The sequence below is a fragment of the Bradyrhizobium sp. BLXBL-03 genome (assembly GCF_051853015.1).
GTDB lineage: Bacteria > Pseudomonadota > Alphaproteobacteria > Rhizobiales > Xanthobacteraceae > Bradyrhizobium > Bradyrhizobium manausense.
This window is the reverse complement of record NZ_CP182470.1, coordinates 213435-232798: the sequence shown is the minus strand read 5'-3', so window position 1 is coordinate 232798 and position 19364 is coordinate 213435. Positions and strand designations below refer to the sequence as shown.

Below are 19364 nucleotides of genomic sequence, written 5' to 3'. Positions count from 1 at the left end.
AAGCGCATGCTTATGTGTTGCCATGATCGAAGCCGACATCTTCAAGGCGCTGGCCGACCCGACCCGCCGCAAGGTCTTTGAGAAGCTCGCCGGCGGCAGCCTCAATGCGAGCGCCTTGCGCGACGGCCTGGAGATCAGCCAGCCGGCGATGTCGCAACATCTTTCAGTGCTGCGCGCGGCAGGTCTCGTGCGCGAACAGCGGCAGGGCCGCTTTGTGAATTACGAAGTCGATCCCGAAGGAATTGTCGCCATCGGGGCCTGGCTTGCGCGCTACCGCGCCTATTGGCCGAAGCGCATGGACGCACTCGCCGACCTCCTGAAGGAGATGGATGAATGAGCGACGCCGCAAAGCCTGATCCCTCCGAAGACAAAGTCGAAGAAGCCTTGGTGCTCGAGTTTGAATTCGATGCACCGCCTGCAAAAGTCTGGCGCGCGGTGACGATTCCCGAATTGCGCGAGCGCTGGCTGCCGGATTGCGACCTGGCCGGCACTGAACCTGAAACATCGATTCCCGGCGCAGAGGTGCGCTACCGGATGCGCGATTCCGAGCCGCCGTTCCGCGAAAGCCAGGTCATCTTCAAGATCGAGCCGAACGTGTCAGGCGGCACGCGCTTTCGCATCATTCAGCAGGCCTGCGCCAAGCTGCCGCAGCCGGCCAACAGCAATTGCTGCGTGATGCGCGCGGCGGCCTAACCACCAACAAACTTCATCACCTCTAGACATGGAGGTCGCCGATGCGCGACATGCTTCAGCTCGTGCCTATGGTCGTCGAACAATCCGCGCGCGGCGAACGATCATTCGACATCTATTCGCGCCTCTTGCGCGAGCGCATCATTTTCCTCAACGGCGAGGTCAACGACGCGATGTCGGGCCTGGTCTGCGCACAGCTGTTGTTTCTGGAAGCAGAGAATCCGAACCGGCCGATCAATCTCTACATCAATTCCTACGGCGGCGTCGTCACCTCCGGGCTGGCGATGTACGACACCATGCAGTTCATCAAGGCGCCGGTGCATACGCTGTGCATGGGCACGGCACGCTCGATGGGCTCATTCCTGCTGATGGCCGGCGAGCCCGGTCACCGCGCCGCGCTGCCCAATGCCAGCCTTCACGTGCATCAGCCGCTCGGCGGCTTCCAGGGTCAGGCGTCCGACATCCTGATCCATGCCAACGAGATGCAGGAAACCAAGCGGCGCATCATCCGGCTCTATGCGCAGCATTGCGGCCGTAGCGAAGCGGAGGTCGAGCGCACCCTGGACCGCGATCACTTCATGACCGCCCAGCAGGGGGTTGAATGGGGCCTGGTCGACCGGGTGTTCACGGAACGCGCCCCGGCCAGATTGTCCTTGGTCGGTTCCGACCATCCTGTAAGCAGCCGAAGATCGCGCTCCATCTTCTGCAGCTCAGCGGCGCCTCCGATGAGCCCCTCCCCGTAATAAAATACCTTTTTGCTGCCCGACGCATGAGCAACATTGTGTCGGCAGCCTGTCGTGCCTGTATTTTGATCAGTCCTGATCACGTTTTGAGCGCGACGTATTGGCGCACTGCACCGCAATACAAGCTGGGCGCGAAAACACCCGTTTTCATAGTCCGTTAGGCAACCCGCCCGATCTGGCACGGCATTTGATTCTACGGCGCGTGGCTGTGCCCGCGTAGTGAAACGTCTCCCTCGTGGCGAACCAGTCGAGAAACGCCCGGCCATGTCCGGACCGGGCCCAAGCGGGGATAGGACCCATGAAAATTGTTATGGCGATTATCAAGCCATTCAAGTTGGAAGAAGTCCGTGACGCCCTGACCGCCATTGGCGTTCACGGTCTCACGGTGACGGAAGTCAAGGGATATGGCCGGCAGAAAGGCCATACGGAAATCTATCGCGGCGCCGAATATGCCGTGAGCTTCCTGCCCAAGATCAAGATCGAAGTCGCTGTCGCCTCCGAGCAGGTCGACAAAACCATCGACGCCATCACGTCCGCTGCGAAAACCGGACAGATTGGCGACGGCAAGATCTTCGTCATCAACCTCGACCATGCGGTCCGCATCCGCACCGGCGAGGCCGACGCCGCGGCCCTTTGATTTCGCGCTCAACCAAAATTCAATCAGGAGTAAATGCAATGACGTTTAAGCGTCCCTATGGCGCGGGATTGGCGGCTCTCGCAGTCGGCCTTTTCGCTGCGACCGCAGCCTATGCCGAGCCAACGGTCAACAAGGGGGATAACGCCTGGATGCTGACATCGACAGTCCTCGTGCTGTTGATGACGATCCCGGGTCTCGCGCTGTTCTACGGCGGCCTCGTTCGTTCCAAGAACATGCTCTCGGTCCTGATGCAGGTGTTCTACACCGTCTGCGTCGTCACCGTGATCTGGGCCGTGTACGGCTACAGCCTCGCCTTCACCGGCGGCTCCGACTTCATCGGCGGCTTCTCCAAGGCCTTCATGATGGGCGTCACCACCGACTCGAAGGCCGCAACCTTCTCGGTCGACGCCAACATCTCGGAGCTCGTCTATGTGTGCTTCCAGATGACCTTCGCGGCGATCACGCCCGCCCTCATCGTCGGCGCCTTCGCCGAGCGCATGAAGTTCGCGGCCGTCGCGCTCTTCATCCCGCTCTGGGTCACGCTGATCTACTTCCCGATCGCGCACATGGTCTGGTACTGGCCCGGCCCGGACGCGATCCAGGACGCGGCCAAGGCTCTGGCGGCTGCGGGTGATGCGGCGGCGAAGACCGCGGCTCAAGCCAAGCTCGACGAGATCAACGCCGACGCCGGCTGGATCTTCAAGGCGGGCGCGATCGACTTCGCGGGCGGCACCGTGGTGCACATCAACGCCGGCATCGCCGGCCTGGTCGGCGCCCTCCTGATCGGCAAGCGCGTCGGTTACGGCAAGGAGCTGATGGCTCCGCACTCGCTGACCATGTCGATGATCGGCGCCTCGCTGCTCTGGGTCGGCTGGTTCGGCTTCAACGCCGGCTCCAACCTGGAGGCCAACGGCGGCGCTGCGCTCGCCATGACCAACTCCTTCGTCGCCACCGCAGCCGCCGCGCTGTCGTGGATGTTCGCGGAGTGGATCGTGAAGGGTCATCCGTCGGTGCTCGGCGTCATCTCCGGCGCTGTCGCGGGCCTCGTGGCCGTCACGCCTGCCGCCGGTTTCGCCGGCGTGATGGGTGCGATCGTCCTCGGTCTCGTGGTCGGCGTGGTCTGCCTGTTCTTCTGCACCGTGGTGAAGAACGCGCTCGGCTACGACGACTCGCTCGACGTGTTCGGCGTGCACTGCATCGGCGGCATCGTCGGCGCCCTCGGCACCGGCATCCTGGTGAACCCGGCTCTCGGCGGCGCCGGCATCATCGACTACACCGCGATCCCGCCGAAGGTTGCCGATTACGACTTCGCTGCGCAGATGCTGTCCCAGCTCAAGGCGGTCGGCACCACGCTGGTGTGGTCGGGCATCGGTTCGGCGATCCTCTACAAGGTCGTCGATGTGATCGTTGGCCTCCGCGCCAATGTCGAGACCGAGCGTGAAGGCCTCGACATCACCGAGCACACCGAGCGCGCCTACAACATGTAACGTCTCCTCCCGGCCGCGATTTCCCTTGAGATCGCGTCCACTCCTACGGTTTGGGCACATACCCGGCAATGCCCCGACCGTTGAGGGGCTCCAGCGCAAGTTGGAGCCCCTTTTTTTGCCAGATTGCTTTTAGGTCCGGCGACCTAAGAAAAGCATTGCCATTCCAGATTGCCGGCGCAGAAATAACGACCACAACGAATAACAACACGGGAGGTCGTGATGCGCTTGGAAGGCGGATGCTATTGCGGCGAGGTGCGCTACGTGGCCGAGGGCGATCCGATGATGCAGGGGCAATGTCACTGCCGCGAGTGCCAGTACATCTCAGGCGGCGCACCCAACACCTTCATCGCGATGCCGGCGAACGGCTTCACCTACATCACTGGCCAGCCCAAGCAGTTCACCCGCAAGGACCTCGAGCGCGCCGTCACGCGCGATTTCTGCCCCGAGTGCGGCACCCATCTCATCACGAAAATACCCGGCCTGCCGGCCGTCGTGGTCAAGGTCGGCACCCTGGACGAGCCGGAACAATTCCAGCCGCAGGTGGCGATCTACACCTGCGACAAGCAGGAGTTCCACGCGATCCCCGCGGGGATGATGACATTCGAGAAGCTGCCGGGGCATTAAGCCACCATGACGGTGCGCTCCCTCCCCCGCGTGCCTTGGGGGAGAGGTGACCACCCCGCCATCCCGTTGTTATCCGGCCTCATTTTTCCGGCTCTGGACGGAGCGGCCCGCCGATGGTTAATCGCGTCTTAACCTCGCCCTATCTATGGTGAACTGAACCGCTTTCCCGCCGGCGCGCAGCGCGCGACCGGCCGTTCCGAGAGTACTGGCGCCCAGAATGGTCATGACCGCTTCATCCCGTGCGCCGCAGGCCAGTGGAAGCTCCGACAACCAACGCTCGCCCTTCGTCCGGCTGAACGAGCTGCTGGCTCCGCATGAGCCCGGCAAGCCCTTGATTTCGCTGGCTGTCGGCGAGCCGCAGCATCCCGTGCCCGACTTCGTCGGCCCGGTGCTGGCCAAGCACATCGCCGATTTCGGCCGTTACCCGATGAACCAGGGCATGGAGCCGTTCCGCAACGCTGCGAGCGCCTGGCTGTCGTCGCGTTTCAAGCTGCCGCGCGCGCTCGACCCCAAAAGCGAGCTTCTCGTGCTCAATGGCAGCCGCGAGGGGCTGTTCCTCGCCGCGATCGCGGCGGCACGCTATGTCGGCCCGAAGCCCGGCAAGCCCGCGATCCTGATGCCGAACCCGTTCTATCCGGTCTACGGCGCCGGCGCCGGTGCAGCGGCTTGCGAGCCGGTCTATCTGCCGACCACGGTCGAAAACGGCTTCCTGCCCGATCTCGATGCCATCGACGAGGCGACGCTGGCGCGCACCGTGGCGTTCTATCTGGCCTCGCCTGCCAACCCGCAGGGCTCGGTCGCCTCGCGCGATTATTTCACCCGCCTGAAAAGCCTCGCCGATCGCCACAACTTCATGATCCTCAGCGACGAGTGCTATTCGGAAATCTACACCCGTCAGGCGCCGGGCAGCGCGCTCGAATGCGCAGGGCCCGATTTCACCCGCGTCGCCGCGTTCCAGTCGCTGTCGAAACGCTCCAACCTGCCGGGCCTGCGCGTCGGCTTCGCCGCCGGCGACAAGACGTTCATCGGCAAGTTCCTGGAGCTGCGCAACATCGCAGCTCCCCAGGTGCCGATGCCGTTGCAGCAGGTCGCGATCGTCGCCTATGGCGACGAGGCGCATGTCGAGGAGAACCGCAGGCTCTACCGGATCAAGTTCGATCTCGCCGACCAGATCATCGGCAATCGTTACGGCTATCGCCGGCCTGATGCCGGCTTCTGCGTCTGGCTCAACACGTCAGAGATCGGCGACGATGTCGCCGTGACTCTGAAGCTCTTCAGGGAGGCCGGCGTGCGCGTGGTGCCCGGCTCCTATCTGGCGCGGCTTCAGCCCGACGGCTTCAATCCCGGTGCCGGCTACATCCGCCTGGCGCTGGTGCAGGACAGTGAGACCACGGCGCAGGCGCTGCACCGGCTGGTCGAAACTCTGGGTTAGGCGGGGCCCATGAGCATGTCGGCAATCGAACGTGTGATTCCCCTGGTCGGCCATCTGCCGCCTTCGATCCGCGAAGCGCTGAGCCGGCGTTTGCGCGAGCTGACCGGCTTTGGCCTGGTCACGCTCTCGGGCGTCGCCTCCGCCGCGTTGATGACCTGGTCGGTGCAGGACCCGAGCCTCAGCCACGCGACCTCACGGCCGATCCACAATGTCCTCGGCTATGCCGGCGCCATCGGCGCCGACCTCGCGATGCAGATCCTCGGCCTCGGCGCCATCATGCTGATCCTGACGGTCGCGGTGTGGGGCTGGCGCATGATGACCCACCGCCCGTTCGACCGCGAGGCGCTGCGGCTCGGCTGCTGGATTCTGTGCACGGTGATCGCGGCGGGCTTCGTCAGCTGCTGGCCGCATGGCGGCGCCTGGCCGCTGCCGACCGGGCTCGGCGGCGTGGTTGGCGATGCGCTGGTGCGCGCCCCAGCGGTGATCTTCGGACCGCCTGGCGCGATCTATCGCATCGTGCTCGGCGCTATCCTGTTCGTGGCGCTCACCGCAACCTTCCTGATCGCCTGCGGCCTCGGCGCGCGCGAGCATGACGAGGAGCTTGCGGAGATCGAGGACGACGACAAGCCGCTCGAAGACGGCGAGGACAGCGATCGCGGTTCGGTGTCGTTGGGCTTTCTGTTCCACGCGCTGATGAGCACCAAGGCACGCCTGATCTGGCTTTGTGGGGCTGCTTATCGCTCGCTGGTTTCAAGCGGCAGCAAGACCAAGCCGGCTTCGTTCAGTCGGCAGGAGCCCAATCTTGGTGGCAGCCGCGCCGCGCCCTCGATCTCGCCGCAGGCCGCAGACGACGACTACGAGGACGAGCACGACGAGCAAGAAGTCGAGGAGGAGGAAGAAGAGGAAGAGGCGCCCGCGCGCACCTCGCGCAAGAAGGCTGCGCCGAAGGCGGCGCCCAAGAAGGGCTCCGACAAGTTCGATCTTCCCTCCGTCTCCATGCTGGCCGCGCCGAAGGCCGGCGATCGCCAGCCGCTCAGCAAGGCCGAGCTCGAGACCAATTCGCGCTCGCTCGAAGGCGTGCTGCAGGACTTTGGCGTCCGCGGCGAGATCGTGAAGGCCAATCCGGGTCCCGTCGTCACGCTGTACGAGCTCGAGCCGGCACCGGGCATCAAATCATCCCGCGTGATCGGCCTTGCCGACGACATCGCCCGCTCGATGAGCGCACTGTCGGCGCGCGTCGCGGTCGTGCCCGGCCGCAACGCCATCGGCATCGAGTTGCCGAACGCGCACCGCGAGAAGGTTTACCTGCGCGAATTGCTGGTGGCGAAGGAAGCCACCGACACGGTCGCGAAGCTGCCGCTCTGCCTTGGTAAGACCATCGGCGGCGACCCCGTCATCATCGATCTCGCACGCACGCCGCACATGCTGATCGCCGGTACCACCGGCTCCGGTAAGTCGGTTGCGATCAACACCATGATCCTCAGCCTGGTCTACCGGCTGCGCCCCGATCAGTGCCGGTTGATCATGGTCGATCCGAAGATGCTCGAACTCTCCGTCTATGACGGCATTCCCCATCTGCTCACGCCCGTCGTGACCGACCCGAAGAAGGCGGTGGTCGCGCTGAAATGGGCCGTGCGCGAGATGGAAGAGCGCTACAAGAACATGGCCAAGCTCGGTGTGCGCAACATCGACGGCTACAACACGCGCCTGCTCGAGTTGAAGGCCAAGGGCGAAGAGCCGACGCGCACGGTGCATACCGGCTTTGACAAGGAAACCGGCAAGGCGATCTACGAGGAAGAGAAGCTCTCGCTCGATCCGCTGCCCTACATCGTCATCATCGTCGACGAAATGGCCGACCTGATGATGGTCGCCGGCAAGGACATCGAAGGCGCGGTGCAGCGCCTCGCGCAGATGGCGCGCGCCGCCGGCCTGCATGTGATCCTCGCGACACAGCGTCCCTCGGTCGACGTCATCACCGGCACCATCAAGGCAAACTTCCCGACCCGCATCGCCTTCCAGGTCACCTCCAAGATCGACAGCCGCACCATTCTGGGCGAGATGGGCGCCGAGCAGCTGCTCGGCCAGGGCGACATGCTCTACATGGCCGGCGGCGGCCGCATCAGCCGCGTGCACGGGCCGTTTGCCTCGGACGAGGAAGTCGAGAAGGTGGTGCGCCATCTCAAGACGCAGGGCCAGCCGGAATATCTGGAAGCAGTCACGGCCGAAGAGCCGACCGAGGACGAAGATGGCGGCGCCGTGTTCGACGCCAGCGGCATGGGTGCGGATGGTGGCGGCGATCTGTTCCAGCAGGCCGTCGCGATCGTCAAGCGCGACCGCAAGGCCTCGACCAGCTACATCCAGCGCCGCCTGCAAATCGGCTACAACCGTGCTGCATCGCTGATGGAGCGCATGGAACTGGAAGGCATTGTCGGACCCGCCAATCACGCCGGCAAACGCGAGATTCTGGTCGAGGAAGAAGACAGTCACATGTGAGGCAACGAGCGACCCACCCGCCTCCGAACGCTATTGTCACGCAAATTCGATCTCTGCTTTTGCCCGAAATCACGCTAAAACGGCGCCAGCCACGTTAGGACGACGCGTTGACCAGACATCCGGACCTTGGATTCGCAGCCTCTCTCGCCGCGCGCAGCGCGCGCGTGGCCGGCGTGCTTCTCGTCACCGCCGCGACGATGACCGTAGCCTCGGTCGCGCAGACGGTCCCCGTGCCGAAGCCGGCGCCGAAGGCGCGTGACGCCGCTCCGCCATCGGGCGGACCGGCGATCTCAGGCGCAACGCAAGCGCCACCGAATCCGATCATTCCGGATCCGCGCCGCAACGTGCCGAGCAGCATCTTCCAGACCTTCGACGACAAGCAGAAGGCGCAGGCCGCCAAGGTCAGTGCGTATCTGTCATCGCTGCAGACACTGGTCGGAAATTTCGTCCAGGTCGGCCCCGACGGCAGCAAGACGCAGGGCGATTTCTACATCCAGAAACCGGGCAAGATGCGCGTCGAATATGATCCGCCGAGCCCGATCGACATCGTCGCCGATGGATCCTCCGTCGTGGTGCGCGATCGCAAGCTTGCGACGCAAGACGTCTATCCGCTGTCGCAGACGCCGCTCCGCTTCCTGCTGTCCGATCGCATCGACCTGATGAAGGACACCAACGTCGTCAACGTCTCCGCCGACGACCTCTTCATCAGCGTCACGATCGAGGAGAAGCAGGCACTGGTCGGCACCAGCCGCCTCCTGCTGATGCTCGGCGCCAAGGACGGGCAGTTGAAGCAATGGACCGTGACCGATCCGCAAGGCTACGACACCACATTTGCGGTCTACAATCTGGACACGACCAAGAAGCTCGATCCGAACATGTTCAAGATCGACTTCACCAATTACAACGTGCCGTCGCCGGGCTGACGGCGCCGTAGGGCGGGTTAGCCCCGCCGATTGCGCGAAGCGCAAACCGCGAGGCGTAACCCATCACTGTTTGGCTCCGCGGATGCAGAGGTTGGTGGGTTACGCCGAGCAGATGCGCTTCGCGCACCTGCACGGCTAACCCACCCTACGGCACCGTCCCTGTGGACAGGCATTTCGCCCACGCCAATCCATGCTAAGACGCACCTCCCATGCGTCTTTCCCTGACAACCTGGAACATCAATTCGGTGCGGCTGCGCATCGATCTGGTCGCGAAATTTCTCAAAAGCGCGCGGCCGGACGTGCTGTGTCTGCAGGAGACCAAATGCATCGACGATGCCTTTCCGCTGAAGCGCTTCAAGCGACTCGGCTATGAGCATGTCGCGCTGAACGGACAGAAGGGCTATCACGGTGTCGCCATCGTCTCGAAGATTCCGTTCGAGTCGACCGACATCCGCACCTTCTGCGACAAGGTGGATTCGCGCCATATCTCGGTCTCGTTCGGCGAGAAGGCCAATATCGCAAAGCCGCTGGTGCTGCATAATTTCTACGTCCCCGCCGGCGGCGACATTCCCGATCCGGCGCTGAACGAAAAGTTCGACCACAAGCTTCGCTTCCTCGACGAGATGAAGGCCTGCGAGCCGCTGCATCCGCGCGAGCAGGATCGTCACATCCTGGTCGGCGATCTCAATGTCGCGCCGCACGAGAACGACGTGTGGTCGCACAAGCAGCTGCTGAAGGTCGTCTCGCACACGCCTGTAGAAACCGAAAAGCTGAAGGCGGCGCTCGAGGCCGGCGAGTGGGTCGACGTCGCACGCGACCGCATTCCGATGTCGGAAAAGGTCTACACCTGGTGGAGCTATCGCTCCGCCGACTGGACCGTCGGCGACCGCGGCCGGCGGCTCGACCACATCTGGGTCTCGCGCGCGCTGAAGGACGCGGTGCAGGATTTCAAGATATTACGCGATGCCCGCAGCTGGGAGCGGCCATCGGACCACGTGCCTGTGACGGTGACGCTGGAGTTGTGAGCGCCCGTAGCCCGGATGGAGCGCAGCGAAATCCGGGATTCTCGCGTGCGGAAAGACTGCCCCGGATTGCGCTTCGCTCCATCCGGGCTACGGCACCATGAGCTACGTACTCAGCTTCGAACCGGCCATCAGAATATCGCTGGCGATCTGGCTGGAGCGGATGGCGAATTCGTCGCGCAGGCGCACCGCGGCGGCGGGATCGCTCTCGAGCACGCGCTGAAACAGGCTGCGTGCGACGCGGATGACGGAGGAGTTCTCCAGCGCCACCGCACCGGACGGCCGCTTCATCGGCACGACCAGGGCGAGCTCGCCGATCAGCGTGCCGGGACCTGCGATCATCTCGGCGCCGGCGCCGTCATCGACGCGAAAGGCGCCGCGCTGGACCACGAAGCCGGCGTCGGCATCGTCCCCGAGATTGAACAGGATGTCGCCGCGGACGAAGTCGCGCTGCTCGGAGCCGATCGCCAGCATGCGCAACGAGGCGTCTCCCAACAGGCGCAGTGTCGGGACACGCTCAAGCAGCGCTACGTCATCGTCGATTGACATTCCGGTCCGAGGCTTGAGGAACGCGCCAATTTACGACGAATCGCGCGTATCCGGAACGTATCACGGCACCAGCTTGTAGCCACCGGCTTCCGTGACCAGGATCTCCGGGTTGGCGGCATCCTTCTCGATCTTCTGGCGGAGGCGGTAGATGTGGGTTTCCAGCGTGTGGGTGGTGACGCCGGAATTGTAGCCCCAGACCTCCTGGAGCAGGGTCTCGCGCGAGACCGGCATCTGGCCGGCCCGGTAGAGGAAGCGCAGGATCGCCGTTTCCTTCTCGGTGAGGCGGACCTTGCGGGCATTGGCCGCGGTCAGCATCTTGGAGCCGGGGCGGAAGGAGTAGGGGCCGACCGAGAACACCGCGTCCTCGCTGGCCTCGTGCTGGCGCAGCTGGGCGCGGATGCGGGCGAGCAGCACGGCGAAGCGGAAGGGCTTCGCGACATAGTCATTGGCCCCTGATTCCAGGCCCAAAATCGTGTCGGAATCGGTGTCGTGCCCCGTCAGCATGATGATCGGCGCCTTGAAGCCGCCTTTGCGCAGGGAGCGGACCACCTCGCGGCCGTCGGTGTCGGGGAGGCCGACATCCATCAGAACAAGATCAGGGGCGTTGGCTTTTGCGGCGCTGGCGCCCTTGGCGCCGGTATCGACGGCGGAGGCTTCAAACTCTTCGTGTAGCGATAATTGCTCCACCAACGTATCGCGCAGATCGGTATCGTCATCCACGATCAGGATCTTGCGGGCATTGGCCATGGGGGATCATCCTTTTGGAGTCCGGCGAGGCGCGCATGCATGCGGCACCCAGCCGTGATGGGAAAGTTTAGGGGTCGCTGTTTTTATTGTTGTTCGTGTTGAAGTAGTGGGCTGCTACCGATTCACAAGCCGGAAACACTCTAACCTAGAATAGCAGGACGGTTCGATGAATGTCCTGTAATGAATTCGACATCGCGATTTCACATGAAAAACAAAGCTGTGTCAGTTAGTTACACCGGGAATCGAGGCAACGGACCACTCTCCGCGATCCGCGTTAAGCCTGCCGCCGGGAATCCGCGCAGGGGCTGGCTGAGGGCCGGCGGCCTGACAATCCCGGTGGCGCTGGGGCGCGGCGGCATTCTGGCCAACAAGCGCGAAGGCGATGGCGGCACTCCCAGGGGCAGCTTTCGGCCCCGGCAATTATGGTGGCGGGGCGACCGGCACAGCCGTCCCAGGACGTTTCTGCCGGCGCGCATCATCACCGACACGGACGCCTGGTGCGAGGACCCCGGTGACCGCCATTACAACCAGTGGATCCGGCGCGGGCAGGGCGAGGGCGGTGATCGGCTCAAGCGCGACGACCATCTCTATGATTTCATCATCGAGATCGATCACAACACATGCCCGCGCATCGCCGGCCGCGGCAGCGCGGTGTTCCTGCACCTGGCGCGCGACAATTTCGGCCCGACCGCAGGCTGCATCTCCATGACACGAGCGGCCATGCTGCAGCTGCTGCGGCGGATAGGACCAAGAACAAGAATCATCATCGGGTGAGGACACATGCTCGACAAGAATCAGATCGAAGCCGCTTCGCGTGTCCTCGTTCAACATTGGCGTGACGGCAGCAAGCTCGACGCGCTGGAGGCGCGGCTGCGGCCGCGGAGTAGGGCCGAGGCTTACGCCGTGCAGGCCGTGCTCGAAAACCAATCGTTCGGAAGCTTGTTCGGCTGGAAAATCGCAGCCACGAGCGAAGCCGGTCAGAAGCACATCAATGTTGCAGGGCCGCTGGCCGGCCGCATCATGAGCGAGACCGTGATCGCCGATGGCGGTACCGCATCGATGACAGGCAATTCGATGCGCGTCGGCGAGCCGGAATTCTGCTTCCGCATGGGACGCGACCTGGCGCCGCGGTCTTCGCCCTTTAGCACCGATGAAGTGCTTGCCGCCGTCGACACCTTGCATCCCGCGATCGAAATTCCGGATTCACGCTTCAGCGATTTCACCAGCGCGGGCGAGGCACAGCTGATCGCCGACAATGCCTGCGCGCATCTGTTCGTGCTGGGGCCGGCAGCGGCTGCGAATTGGCGCGCGATCGATCTCGTCGAGGAGCGGCCGCAGATCACGCTGCGCGGCGAGCGTTATCTCGGTCACGGCAAGAACGTGCTCGGCGATCCCCGCGCCGCGCTCGCCTGGCTCGCCAACGAACTGCGCGAGCTCGGCATCACCTTGCGGGCAGGGCAGGTGGTGACGACAGGCACCTGCCATCCGCCGCTGCCGATCCAGGCCGGCGATCATTTTGCGGCGGATTTTGGTGTGCTGGGGAAGGTGTCGGTGGGGTTCGTGTAGCGCACCTCTCTCTCCACCGTCATTGCGAGCGAAGCGAAACAATCCAGAATATTTCCGCGGAGGACTCTGGATTGCTTCGCTACGCTCGCAATGACGAAATCGAGAATCTTGGCCGGGCACGATCGTCGCAAACGGCTCCTACCGATGCCCGAAGATCGCGCTGCCCACGCGCACATGGGTGGCACCCAGCATGATGGCGGTCGCATAATCCGCGCTCATGCCCATCGAGAGGTTGGTCAGGCCGTTGCGCGCGGCGATCTTGGCGGTGAGCGCGAAATGCGCCGCGGGCGGCTCGTCCACCGGCGGGATGCACATCAGGCCTGATATCGTCAGGCCATAGGTGTCGCGGCAGCTCTTGAGGAAGGCGTCGGCCTCGCCGGGTGCGACGCCGGCCTTCTGCGGCTCCTCGCCGACGTTGATCTGAACGAAGAGTTGCGGGTGCTTGTTCTGGGATTCGATTTCTTTGGCTAACGCTTGGCAAATGCTCGGACGATCGACCGAATGGATCGCATCGAACAGCGCGACCGCCTCCTTCGCCTTGTTGGATTGCAGCGGACCGATAAGATGCAATGTGATATCGGGGTAAGCAGACGTTAACGCCGGCCACTTGGCTTTGGCCTCCTGCACGCGATTCTCCCCGAACACGCGCTGTCCGGCGCCGATAACCGGCATAATTGCATCCGCCGAGAACGTCTTGGACACCGCGATCAGCGTCACCGAGGCGCGATCGCGCCGCGCGTCCTTGCAGGCGCGTGCAATTTCCGCCTCGACCGCGGCGAGCGCATTTGGTGAATCGCCGGTTACCGGCGCGGCGTTGTTGTCTGTCATGATGTCGGTTGGGCCGTGACTTCAGGAGGTAGTTCCAATTTTACCGAGTTCAAGAAAGGCTTTTTGAACCCTTCGCTTTACCTTGCCCGTGGGGTGGGTAACGAAGATGGCAAACGTCAGTTTCAACCGCAAGCGGGTAAAACTCAAGCAGGTCCTCGGCATCAGGGCCCGGCTTGCGTTGCTCGCGGTGATTCTGGTCGCGCCCTTGATGCTCGAGCGGATCCGCTCGCTTGAAGACACCCGCACCAAGCAGATCGCGCAGGCCACGGCCGAATTCACCACCGTTGCACGGCACAGCGCCGATGCGCAGCGTGAGGTGATCTCGTCGGTCGAGACCATTCTGAAATCGGAAGCCTTCATCCGCGCCTCCGCCGGCGGCGTCGGCAAGAGTTGCGACGTGCTGCGCGCGAGCCTGCCGACCAGCCTGCCCTGGATCCGCACACTCCTGATCGCCGGCGAGGACGGCCGCATCCAGTGTGCGACCAACAACATGTATGTCGGCCTCGACCTCTCCGACCGGCCTTATTTCCAGCAGGCGCAGGAGACCGGCCGGTTCGTGCTGTCCGACTTCATCCTGTCGCGGCCGGTGCAGGCACCGACCGTCATGGCGGTCTATCCGGTCTCCGCGTTCAGCGGCGTTGCGGACGCTGTCGTGCTCGCGACCGTCAATCTCGACTGGATGTCGAAGGTGATGAACAATCTCGGCGGTCGCGTCGGCATTACCGCGGTGCTGGTCGACAGCACCGGCACCGTGCTGGCCGCACCCGCCGACCAGCACAGCGCCGTCGGACGGCCCCTAGACGACATGCCGCTGATGTCGGCGATCGCCGAGCTGGCCTTGCGCTCGAACCAGGACGAAGGCTCGTTGTCGTTCCTCGCCGCTGACGGCTCGCAGCGCGCGGTCAGCTTCATCCGCATCGCCGGCACCAATGCCCGCCTGATCGCCAGCATCGACGAAGACAAAGTGTCCGCGGCGGTGAGCCGCGACATCCGCACCGCCTATCTCCAGCTCGCTTTCGTCGTGATGTTCGTGCTGCTCGGTGCGCTGATCGCCGCCGAGAAGCTCGTGATCAAGCCGATCGAAATGCTTGCCGACATGGCCAAGCGTCTCGGCGAGGGCGATCTGTCGGCCCGCGCCGCGCGCAAGAGCCTTCCCTCCGAATTCGTGCCGCTGGCGCGCGCCTTCAACGCCATGGCGGCGCAGCTCAGCCAGCGCGAACGCGAGCTGATCGCGACCAATGATCGACTTACGGTGATGGCATCGATCGACATGCTGTCGGGCCTCGCCAACCGCCGCGGCTTCCAGAGCCGTCTCGACTTCGAATGGATGCGCGCGCAGCAATATGGCAGCGAGCTGGCGCTGCTGATGATCGACGTCGACCATTTCAAGCTGTTCAACGACACCTACGGCCATCTCGAAGGCGATTCCTGCCTGACGCGCCTCGGCGAGTCGCTGTCCGACATCGCTGCCGATACGATGGGCTTTGCCGCGCGCTATGGCGGCGAGGAGTTCTGCCTCCTGCTGCCGAACACCGACTTGATGCGCGCAGTCGCGATCGGCGAACAGGTGCGCGCGGCCGTGCTGAAACTCTGCATGCCACACATCACCTCGGCCCACATGGTCGTCACCGTTTCAATCGGCGTCGCTGCGACCCGGCCGAACGAGTCGCTGCGTCCCGGCGATCTGATCGAAGCTGCTGACGCGGCGCTCTATGCCGCCAAGCATCGCGGCCGCAACAATGTCGTCGAGCACGGCGTGCAAGCGATCGAGAAAGGCACGGCGGGTATGGTGATTGCGGCGAGCGCCTAAAGCGCGATGAGATTGGGTTGAATCGTCATCGCGCTTTGGCTCTAGCCGGCAGCCTCGGCGCGATCGAGCTCGTTTTCCGCATCCATCAGGCCTGCAGCCGCTCGGACGTCTCGACCACGACGGCGCTGACCTCGGGAGCGATACAGGTCTCGAACAAGTCCTGATTGGTCCTGACGTCGAAGGGGCGGTTGCGGTCAATCAGCAGGTCGATGGCGTTGCGCAGGTCATTATGGCTGCCGGCGTAGTACTGGAACCAGATCGCAAAATTGGTCGGCATCGGCGGAATCCGTTGCGCGGCCATGGTCCGCACGGCCCGTCCGGCGACGGACACGGCATAGTCGTAGCCGGGATCGTCGAAATCTGAGGCCATTGCCTGACGCGGGGGTACACTATTGGGGGCCAACCTCGCACCGACCCCTTAATCCGATCCCAACACCCATATACGTACTTTTGCGGAGCAGGATTGCGAGTGGCCGCTCGCCACGGCAACCCATTGACCCCCCGAGGACTTCTATGGCCTAGTCCGGCCTCTTCAGGCCGCTAAAACCACGAAAACGCAACGATTCCATGACCTCCGAACGCTATAACGCCCGCGACGCCGAACCGCGCTGGCAACGCAAATGGGACGAACAGGCGATCTTCGTCTCGAAGAACGACGATTCGCGGCCGAAATATTATGTGCTGGAGATGTTCCCCTACCCCTCCGGGCGCATCCACATCGGCCATGTCCGCAACTACACGCTCGGCGACGTGCTGGCCCGCTTCATGCGCGCCAAGGGGTTCAACGTACTGCACCCGATGGGCTGGGACGCCTTCGGCCTGCCGGCCGAGAACGCCGCCATCGAGCGCAAGGTCGCACCCAAGGCCTGGACCTACGACAACATCGCCGCGATGAAGAAGCAGCTCCGCTCGATCGGGCTGTCGCTGGACTGGTCACGCGAATTCGCGACCTGCGACCCCAGCTACTACAAGCATCAGCAGAAGATGTTCCTGGATATGCTCGCCGCGGGCCTTGCCGAGCGCGAGAAGCGCAAGCTGAATTGGGATCCGGTCGACATGACCGTGCTCGCCAACGAGCAGGTGATCGACGGCCGTGGCTGGCGCTCGGGCGCAATCGTCGAGCAGCGTGAAATGAGCCAGTGGGTCTTCAAGATCACGAAGTATGCGCAGGAGCTGCTATCGGCGCTGGATAGCCTCGACCGCTGGCCCGACAAGGTCAGGCTGATGCAGCGCAACTGGATCGGCCGCTCCGAAGGCCTGTTGATCCGCTTCGCGCTGGATCAGGCGACGACGCCCGCCGGCGAGAGCGAGCTGAAGATCTTCACGACGCGCCCGGACACGCTGTTCGGCGCAAGGTTCATGGCGATCTCGGCGGATCATCCGCTGGCGCAGGCGGCCGCCGCGAAGAACCCTGATCTCGCCGAGTTCATCTCCGACATCAAGAAGATCGGCACGGCACAATCGATCATCGACACCGCGGAGAAGCAGGGCTTTGATACCGGCATCCGCGCGGTGCACCCGTTCGACCCGGACTGGAAGCTGCCGGTCTATGTCGCCAACTTCGTGCTGATGGAATACGGCACGGGCGCGATCTTCGGCTGTCCCGCGCATGATCAGCGCGACCTCGACTTCGTCAACAAATACGCGCTGGGCAATACGCCGGTCGTCTGTCCCGAAGGCCAGGATCCCAAATCCTTCGTCATCACCGACACCGCCTATGACGGTGATGGCCGCATGATCAATTCGCGTTTCCTCGACGGCATGACCATCGAGCAGGCGAAGGAAGAGGTCGCCAAGCGCCTCGAAAGCGAGATGCGCGGCAACGCGCCGGTGGCCGAGCGCCAGGTCAATTTCCGCCTGCGCGACTGGGGCATTTCGCGCCAGCGCTATTGGGGCTGCCCGATTCCGGTCATCCACTGTCCGAGATGCGACGTGGTGCCGGTGCCTGATGACCAGTTGCCGGTGGTGCTGCCGGAAGACGTGAGCTTCGACAAGCCGGGCAATGCGCTCGACCATCATCCGACCTGGAAGCACGTCACCTGTCCCAAATGCGGCGGCAGCGCCAGCCGCGAAACCGACACCATGGACACCTTCGTGGATTCGTCCTGGTACTTTGCGCGCTTCACCGATCCCTGGAACGAGAAAGCACCGACGACGCCCCCGATCGCCAACCGCATGCTCCCGGTCGACCAGTATATCGGCGGCGTCGAGCACGCGATCCTGCATCTGCTCTACAGCCGCTTCTTCACCCGCGCCATGAAAGCCACCGGGCACCTCGCGCTGGATGAGCCGTTCGCCGGCATGTTCACGCAAGGCATGGTGGTACACGAGACCTACCAGAAGGCCGACGGCAGCTGGGTGCAGCCGGCCGAGGTGAAGATCGAGGTCGGCGGCAACGGACGCCGCGCGATCCTGCTCGCGACCGGCGAAGACGTCACGATCGGCCCGATCGAGAAGATGTCGAAGTCGAAGAAGAACACGGTCGACCCCGATGACATCATCGCGACCTATGGCGCCGATGTCGCCCGCTGGTTCATGCTGTCGGACTCCCCGCCCGACCGCGACGTGATCTGGAGCGATGAGCGCGTCCAGGGCGCCTCGCGCTTCGTGCAGCGGCTGTGGCGGCTGGTGAACGATGCCGTGGAGGTCAGCAAAACCGCTCCCGCAACCCGGCCGGGTTCCTTCAGTGACGATGCGACCGCCCTGCGCAAGGCCGCCCATGGCGCGCTGGACAAGGTCACATCAGGCGTCGAGCGGCTACATTTCAACGTGTGCCTCGCCCATATCCGCGAGTTCACGAATTCGTTTTCCGAGATGCTCCAGCGTCCCGGCCAGCCGGCCCCTGATTTGGCTTGGGCGATCCGGGAGGCCAGCCAGATCCTGGTCCAGCTGTTCTCCCCGATGATGCCGCATCTGGCCGAGGAGTGCTGGCAGGTTCTGGGCCAGCCCGGGTTGGTTTCCGAGGCCAGTTGGCCGCAAATCGAACGCGATTTGCTGGTTGAAGACAGCGTGACCCTGGTGGTCCAGGTCAACGGCAAGAAGCGGGGCGAGGTCACGGTTGCAACAGTGGCCCAGAATCCGGAAATCGAGGCTGCCGCTTTGGCCCTTGATGCTGTAAAACTGGCCTTGGACGGCAAGCCCGTCCGCAAGGTGATCATCGTCCCCAAGAGGATCGTGAATGTTGTCGGCTAGGATCCGTATCGCTGCCCGCTTGCTGGCGATTGCCACACTGGCGGCGCTGACGGCCGGCTGCTTCCAGCCGATGTATGCCGAGCATACCGATGGCACCCCCGGCCTGCGTGAAAAGCTGATGGGGGTCGATCTGCCGCCGATCTCGAAGGCAAACGCCTCCCGCGAGGCCCGCGTCGGCGTCGAGATCCGCAACGCCCTCGCCTTCAAGCTCTACGGCTCGGCGACCGGCATGCCGCCGACGCATCGACTCGATATCCGCTTCACCACCACCAAATCGTCGCTGATCGTCTCGGCCGTGACCGGCCTGCCGACCAGTGAGAATTACGGAATCGACTGCCAGTATAATTTGGTCGAGGTCGTGACCGGCAAATCGGTGATGACCGGCTCGACCTTCTCGCGCGTGTCCTACGACATGCCCGGCTCGTATCAGCGCTTCGCCCGCAACCGCGCGATACGCGACGCCGAGGATCGTGCGGCCAACGAGATTGCCGAGAACATCAACACAAGGCTCGCCGCGTTCTTCACCGCGGGCTCCTGATTCATCCCAGTCATTCCGGGGCACCCGAAGGGTGAACCCGGAATCTCGATCCACAATCTCCGGATTCCGGGTTCGCGCGTTGC

Annotated in this window: 18 protein-coding genes and 1 pseudogene; 15 read left to right on the top strand and 4 right to left on the bottom strand. The window is 63.7% G+C overall.

The features are described from left to right. The first annotated feature begins 22 nt into the window (after positions 1-22). From ACNJX9_RS01095 to xth, 10 genes and pseudogenes are all read left to right on the top strand, one after another. Positions 23-337: an ArsR/SmtB family transcription factor gene (locus ACNJX9_RS01095; protein ID WP_439407564.1), complete on the top strand. Its 315-nt coding sequence runs from the start codon at positions 23-25 to the stop codon at positions 335-337. Then, positions 334-693 carry an SRPBCC family protein gene (locus ACNJX9_RS01090; protein ID WP_057752484.1) on the top strand — a complete coding sequence of 120 codons (360 nt, stop codon included), beginning with the start codon at positions 334-336 and terminating at the stop codon, positions 691-693. Before ACNJX9_RS01095 ends, ACNJX9_RS01090 begins: the two co-directional genes overlap by 4 nt. Before the next feature lie 41 nt (positions 694-734). Then, positions 735-1334 (top strand): annotated as a pseudogene (locus ACNJX9_RS01085) (ATP-dependent Clp protease proteolytic subunit); the annotation flags it as partial. A gap of 397 nt (positions 1335-1731) precedes the next feature. Then, positions 1732-2070, top strand: a complete 339-nt coding sequence (locus ACNJX9_RS01080; protein ID WP_027535364.1) for a P-II family nitrogen regulator — start codon at positions 1732-1734, stop codon at positions 2068-2070. Positions 2071-2108: 38 nt separating this feature from the next. After that, positions 2109-3557 (top strand): ammonium transporter, encoded by a 1449-nt coding sequence (locus tag ACNJX9_RS01075; RefSeq protein ID WP_057752493.1) that lies wholly within the window; start codon positions 2109-2111, stop codon positions 3555-3557. Between the two features lie 219 nt (positions 3558-3776). Next, positions 3777-4181, top strand: a complete 405-nt coding sequence (locus tag ACNJX9_RS01070; protein WP_439407563.1) for a GFA family protein — start codon at positions 3777-3779, stop codon at positions 4179-4181. Between the two features lie 217 nt (positions 4182-4398). Then, on the top strand, positions 4399-5613 hold the full coding sequence (locus tag ACNJX9_RS01065) for an aminotransferase class I/II-fold pyridoxal phosphate-dependent enzyme (RefSeq protein ID WP_439407562.1): 1215 nt from the start codon (positions 4399-4401) through the stop codon (positions 5611-5613). 9 nt (positions 5614-5622) lie between these two features. Further along, the gene (locus ACNJX9_RS01060; protein WP_439407561.1) at positions 5623-8106 is read left to right on the top strand and encodes a DNA translocase FtsK; all 2484 of its coding nucleotides are present in this window, start codon (positions 5623-5625) and stop codon (positions 8104-8106) included. Between the two features lie 164 nt (positions 8107-8270). After that, complete coding sequence (locus tag ACNJX9_RS01055) at positions 8271-9029, top strand: outer membrane lipoprotein carrier protein LolA (RefSeq protein WP_057752503.1); 759 nt, start codon at positions 8271-8273, stop codon at positions 9027-9029. A 209-nt stretch (positions 9030-9238) separates the two neighbouring features. After that, entirely contained in the window at positions 9239-10054 is an 816-nt protein-coding gene (gene xth, locus ACNJX9_RS01050) for an exodeoxyribonuclease III (protein WP_439407560.1), read from the top strand. A gap of 102 nt (positions 10055-10156) precedes the next feature. On the opposite strand, the gene ACNJX9_RS01045 is transcribed toward xth, so the two are convergent. Both ACNJX9_RS01045 and ACNJX9_RS01040 read right to left on the bottom strand, forming a co-directional pair. Continuing rightward, on the bottom strand, positions 10157-10600 hold the full coding sequence (locus tag ACNJX9_RS01045; RefSeq protein ID WP_057752509.1) for a cyclic nucleotide-binding domain-containing protein: 444 nt from the start codon (positions 10598-10600) through the stop codon (positions 10157-10159). 60 nt (positions 10601-10660) lie between these two features. Then, positions 10661-11347 (bottom strand): response regulator transcription factor, encoded by a 687-nt coding sequence (locus ACNJX9_RS01040; protein ID WP_007598630.1) that lies wholly within the window; start codon positions 11345-11347, stop codon positions 10661-10663. A gap of 204 nt (positions 11348-11551) precedes the next feature. On the opposite strand from ACNJX9_RS01040, the gene ACNJX9_RS01035 reads away from it, so the two are divergent. Beyond that, a complete protein-coding gene (locus tag ACNJX9_RS01035) occupies positions 11552-12121 on the top strand; it encodes a L,D-transpeptidase family protein (protein ID WP_439407559.1) in 570 nt (189 codons plus the stop codon). Between the two features lie 6 nt (positions 12122-12127). Next, positions 12128-12913, top strand: a complete 786-nt coding sequence (locus ACNJX9_RS01030; RefSeq protein ID WP_439407558.1) for a 2-keto-4-pentenoate hydratase — start codon at positions 12128-12130, stop codon at positions 12911-12913. Between the two features lie 138 nt (positions 12914-13051). Here the strand turns inward: ACNJX9_RS01030 and ACNJX9_RS01025 are convergent, their stop codons facing one another. Further along, entirely contained in the window at positions 13052-13741 is a 690-nt protein-coding gene (locus ACNJX9_RS01025) for a YggS family pyridoxal phosphate-dependent enzyme (protein WP_439407557.1), read from the bottom strand. A 106-nt stretch (positions 13742-13847) separates the two neighbouring features. On the opposite strand from ACNJX9_RS01025, the gene ACNJX9_RS01020 reads away from it, so the two are divergent. Next, positions 13848-15551: a diguanylate cyclase domain-containing protein gene (locus ACNJX9_RS01020; RefSeq protein ID WP_439407556.1), complete on the top strand. Its 1704-nt coding sequence runs from the start codon at positions 13848-13850 to the stop codon at positions 15549-15551. An 85-nt stretch (positions 15552-15636) separates the two neighbouring features. On the opposite strand, the gene ACNJX9_RS01015 is transcribed toward ACNJX9_RS01020, so the two are convergent. Next, positions 15637-15921 (bottom strand): hypothetical protein, encoded by a 285-nt coding sequence (locus ACNJX9_RS01015; RefSeq protein WP_439407555.1) that lies wholly within the window; start codon positions 15919-15921, stop codon positions 15637-15639. A 197-nt stretch (positions 15922-16118) separates the two neighbouring features. Between ACNJX9_RS01015 and leuS the strand changes: the two genes are divergently transcribed. Beyond that, complete coding sequence (gene leuS / locus ACNJX9_RS01010; RefSeq protein WP_439407554.1) at positions 16119-18743, top strand: leucine--tRNA ligase; 2625 nt, start codon at positions 16119-16121, stop codon at positions 18741-18743. Then, positions 18730-19281, top strand: a complete 552-nt coding sequence (locus ACNJX9_RS01005) for an LPS assembly lipoprotein LptE (RefSeq protein ID WP_057751964.1) — start codon at positions 18730-18732, stop codon at positions 19279-19281. Before leuS ends, ACNJX9_RS01005 begins: the two co-directional genes overlap by 14 nt. Positions 19282-19364: the final 83 nt, after the last annotated feature.